Annotated in this window: 5 protein-coding genes; all 5 read right to left on the bottom strand. The window is 47.6% G+C overall.

Annotated features, from left to right (window positions below; all coding sequences use genetic code 11):
* Window positions 1-42: 42 nt before the first annotated feature.
* A complete protein-coding gene (gene rpsI / locus QVO97_RS00640) occupies window positions 43-432 on the bottom strand; it encodes a 30S ribosomal protein S9 (protein WP_022358510.1) in 390 nt (129 codons plus the stop codon).
* Window positions 433-460: 28 nt separating this feature from the next.
* Window positions 461-895 (bottom strand): 50S ribosomal protein L13, encoded by a 435-nt coding sequence (gene rplM / locus QVO97_RS00635; protein WP_022358509.1) that lies wholly within the window; start codon window positions 893-895, stop codon window positions 461-463.
* Between the two features lie 415 nt (window positions 896-1,310).
* Window positions 1,311-2,120 carry a putative hydro-lyase gene (locus QVO97_RS00630; RefSeq protein ID WP_022358508.1) on the bottom strand — a complete coding sequence of 270 codons (810 nt, stop codon included), beginning with the start codon at window positions 2,118-2,120 and terminating at the stop codon, window positions 1,311-1,313.
* Between the two features lie 36 nt (window positions 2,121-2,156).
* Window positions 2,157-3,254 (bottom strand): 5-oxoprolinase subunit C family protein, encoded by a 1,098-nt coding sequence (locus tag QVO97_RS00625; protein WP_022358507.1) that lies wholly within the window; start codon window positions 3,252-3,254, stop codon window positions 2,157-2,159.
* Between the two features lie 2 nt (window positions 3,255-3,256).
* On the bottom strand, window positions 3,257-3,985 hold the full coding sequence (gene pxpB / locus QVO97_RS00620; protein WP_022358506.1) for a 5-oxoprolinase subunit PxpB: 729 nt from the start codon (window positions 3,983-3,985) through the stop codon (window positions 3,257-3,259).
* Window positions 3,986-4,022: the final 37 nt, after the last annotated feature.

Genomic DNA, 4,022 nt, shown 5'->3' with positions numbered 1-4,022 from the left:
ATAGCGTATTTCCGGGCTTTTTTAGCATTTTTAAGCTGTAGATTATCGCTTGCTGAACTGAGGTGCGCGACGAGCGGCTTTGAGGCCGTATTTCTTACGCTCTTTCATTCTCGGGTCACGAGTTAAGAAGCCAGCTTTCTTCAGTACCGGACGGTAATCAGCGTCTGCCTGAAGAAGTGCTCTGGAGATACCGTGTCTTACAGCACCTGCCTGGCCTGTAAAACCACCACCACGTACGTTTACAAGTACATCGAACTTATCAACAGTCTCGGTTGCTACGAGCGGCTGACGTACAACTACTTTCAGGGTCTCAAGACCAAAGTACTCGTCGATGTCTCTTTTATTGATTGTAATCTTGCCGGTTCCCGGTACAAGGTATACTCTAGCGATAGATTTTTTTCTTCTGCCTGTTCCGTAAAATTTGTTAGCCATTATTGTTTCCTCCTTCCAGTGCCTTTAATTAAAACTTGATTTCTAAAACTTCCGGCTTCTGAGCTGCCTGCTCGTGCTCCGGACCTGCGTATACATGAAGTTTCGTAATCATGCTTCTTCCTAAAGGTCCCTTTGGAAGCATACCCTTAACTGCTAACTCAACAACCTTCTCCGGCTTCTTAGCCATCATTTCACGAAGGGTTGTCTCTCTCATACCACCTACATAATCAGAGTGATTGTAGTAGATCTTCTGATCCAGTTTCTTACCAGTTACTTTGATCTTCTCTGCGTTTACTACGATTACGTAATCGCCGCAATCCATGTGCGGGGTGAAGATCGGTTTGTTCTTACCTCTTAATACTTTTGCTACCTCAGATGCAAGACGACCTAATGTATATCCTGTAGCGTCAACTACATACCATTTTCTCTCGATTGTTGCTGGACTAGCCATAAAACTCTTCATTGGTTGACCTCCTGTTTTACTTCCTATAATTGAGATTAACTATATCATGAAATGCCTGCTCCGGGGCTTTGGTGCCGACATCTTCCTGACTCATGTCATACTGATTTATTATATTACACGGTTCCGGACGTGTCAAGCGGTTTTTCCTTGAAAATACAAGGTTTTTTCAACGATTTTCTCAAGGAATTTACAAGGTAAGTGCGTTTCATCCCATGCGCATGATATACGCACGGGATACACATGAAAAAGGAAGACTTCCTCCTCTCAGATTCCATCTTCCTTTTTCGCCGCTTTTTAGGTTGGTAATGAACTTTTTCTCTTTTCTCAAGAGAATTTATTTGAAGGAGACTGGGAAATCTCCGTCAAACCTTATTTTTCGATAAAACCATTCCTGCAATGGAAGAACCGATTCTGCCTATTTCTGCTTCTTCGCTTCCAGATAATCATTCAGCTCCGTATTCAGGACATTGGTGATGAACATATGTCCCGGTGCGTGGGTAATGACTAACGGAAGTTTTGCATTTTCAATCGCTGCCTGCGGGGTAACGCCGCAAGCCCAGAATACCGGGATCTCACCCTCGCGGATCTCGACCGGATCGCCATAGTCTGGTTTGGAAATATCCTTGATACCGATCGCTGCCGGATCGCCGATCTGGACCGGACCGCCGTGTACGTTTGGATAACGGTCTGTAATCTCTTTGGCTTTCTGTGCGTTTTCCGGTGTCATCGGACGCATGCTGACAACCATCGGTCCCTTGAACACGCCGGCGCTCTCGCACTGGATGTTGGTCTTGTACATGGAAACATTGCAGCCCTGCGCGATATGGCGCACTTCAATGCCGGCTTTCATAAGCGCCTCCTCAAAGGAGAAGCTGCAGCCAATCAGGAATGCAACCGAATCCTCTTTCCAATAAGAAGAAACATCTGTCACCTCATCGACTTTCACGCCGTCACGGTAAATGAAATATTTCGGGATGTCCGTCACGATGCTCGCGCCTTCTCCCATATCGTGGATATCCGGTGTGCCCTCTACGACTTCCAGGATTGGGCACGGTTTCGGGTTCTTTCTTGCAAATTCTTTAAAATCATCGGCGTACTTCTTCGGCAGGATAACCAGATTTGCCTGTGCATATCCGGCACACATGCCAGCCGTCGGGCGGGTAATCTCGCCAGTCCGAATCAGTTTCCATACTTCCGGTGGTGTCATTTTGCTGTAATCTGCCATATACGTTCCCTCCATATCTTTCGATGTATCTGAGTTTTATCTGAATCGCTCAGTCTCTTCCTCTAATTCAACCATATATTCAGTTCCATCGATCACAACCCGGTAGGTTCCAATCGGATTCCAGTATTTCTTCGACTCACATCCAACCGCTACCTGAATCACTGCATCAAGTTCTCCGCACGGTTCCGGTACTTTTGCCAGTTCTTCTTTAAGCGCTTTGAGTTTTTCCACCTGCTCAATGTAAAGCTTCTGCGCTTCCTCAACCGTTACTTTCTGGAAATGTACTTTATAGCCCGGTCTGGACTGTGCAACCAGCGGAAGATCCACAGAGATAACGCCAGCAATCTTCGTATAACCGCCGGTGGTCTGATGATCCGCCATCATGATAATCGGCTGTCCGTGGGACGGCACCTGAATCGCACCAAAGGCGATACCGTCTGTGATAATATCGCCGCCATTTTTATGCTCGATGACCTCGCCCTCGAGACGGCAGCCCATACGGTCGGACTCATTCGTAAATGCATATGTGCTGCTTAAGAAAGTCTCAACACCTTTCTCGGTAAAGCAGTCATCCTGCGGTCCCATGACAACGCGGATGGTTTTCTCCGTCTGGGAGAAGTCCTCCGGCGTCACTTTTCTCTTTCTCATATTTGGAAGGGTCGTCTTCGGAGCGGCAAAACCAATCTCGTCTCCGCCGCCGATCTTTCTTCCCTGATAACCGCCCACTTTCAGCTTTAAGTTGGTGGATTTGCTGCCCATCTGTACCGGGATGTCCAGTCCGCCTGCCACTGCAATGTACGCGCGGCTTCCGCTTGTCATACCGGCAAAGTTCATGGAATCGCCCTTATGTACTAAAACCGCCTGGTACATCGGAAGATCTTTTCCATTTACCTTCGGAACCAGATTGCCGCCGGTTACTGCGATAATATTATCTTCTGTAAATTCCATCATCGGTCCCATCAGGGTTACTTCCAGAACCGCCTCATTTTCATCATTTCCCACTAAAATATTCGCGATCGCTGCGGAACGCTGATCCATAACGCCTGATACAGACATACCGGACTCCTGATAGCCGGTGCGTCCCATGTCCTGTACGGTTGTGAGGAATCCGCCGCTTGCAAACTTAATGCCCATCTTTATACCTCCTTATCGTACACAACGTATTTGTAGGTTCCATCTTCGACTTCTTTTTCGATCTTTTTATACTCTTCCTCGGTTACTGCAGCAAACTTGATATATTGTCCCGCTTCCAGAAGCACTGGTTTCTCGCGGTCTGCATCATAGAGTTTTAACGGAGTCCGTCCAATTAACTGCCAGCCTCCCGGAGATGCTACCGGGTAGATACCGGTCTGCTCACCGGCGATACCGACGGAGCCGCCCTCAATCTTCACTCTCGGGCTCTTCAGACGCGGGGTTGCGATCTCTTTGCTCATGCCGCCCAGATATGGGAATCCAGCGATGAATCCAATCATGTAGATTAGATATTCTTCAGATGTATGAATCTTGATGACCTCTTCCACGGTCTTGTGATTGTGCTCCGCAACATTTTCAATATCCGGACCCATCTCTCCGCCGTAGAGAACCGGAATTTCGATAACGGTTGGCGGCGGGATCGGAATGCTGGATAAGGAACCCATCAATTTATCAAATTTTTCTGTGAGTGCCTTGAATCCGATCACTTCCGGATGATAATGTACTAATAAGGAACGGTATGTCGGAACCGTCTCCACAATTCCCGGTATATCACTTTTTTCAACCGCAATCTTGAATGCGCGGATTTTCTTGTTGATCTCCGGGCTGATTTCATTGCCAAACTCAACGCACACAGCGCTGTCGCCCGCTACAAGGTATCTTACCTCGCTCATATATACCTCCTGTCAGATAAACGAAGCCCCCGCCTGC

The organism is Clostridium sp. CAG:43 (assembly GCF_000434655.1).
Classification (GTDB): Bacteria; Bacillota; Clostridia; order Lachnospirales; family Lachnospiraceae; genus Otoolea; species Otoolea fessa.
Note: the sequence above shows the minus strand (reverse complement) of the source record. Positions and strands in the feature narration are given on the sequence as shown.

Coding starts and splice junctions, on each gene's coding strand:
- rpsI (WP_022358510.1), bottom strand. CDS start 432: ATGGCTAACAAATTTTACGGAACAGGCAGAAGAAAAAAATCTATCGCT.
- rplM (WP_022358509.1), bottom strand. CDS start 895: ATGAAGAGTTTTATGGCTAGTCCAGCAACAATCGAGAGAAAATGGTAT.
- QVO97_RS00630 (WP_022358508.1), bottom strand. CDS start 2,120: ATGGCAGATTACAGCAAAATGACACCACCGGAAGTATGGAAACTGATT.
- QVO97_RS00625 (WP_022358507.1), bottom strand. CDS start 3,254: ATGGGCATTAAGTTTGCAAGCGGCGGATTCCTCACAACCGTACAGGAC.
- pxpB (WP_022358506.1), bottom strand. CDS start 3,985: ATGAGCGAGGTAAGATACCTTGTAGCGGGCGACAGCGCTGTGTGCGTT.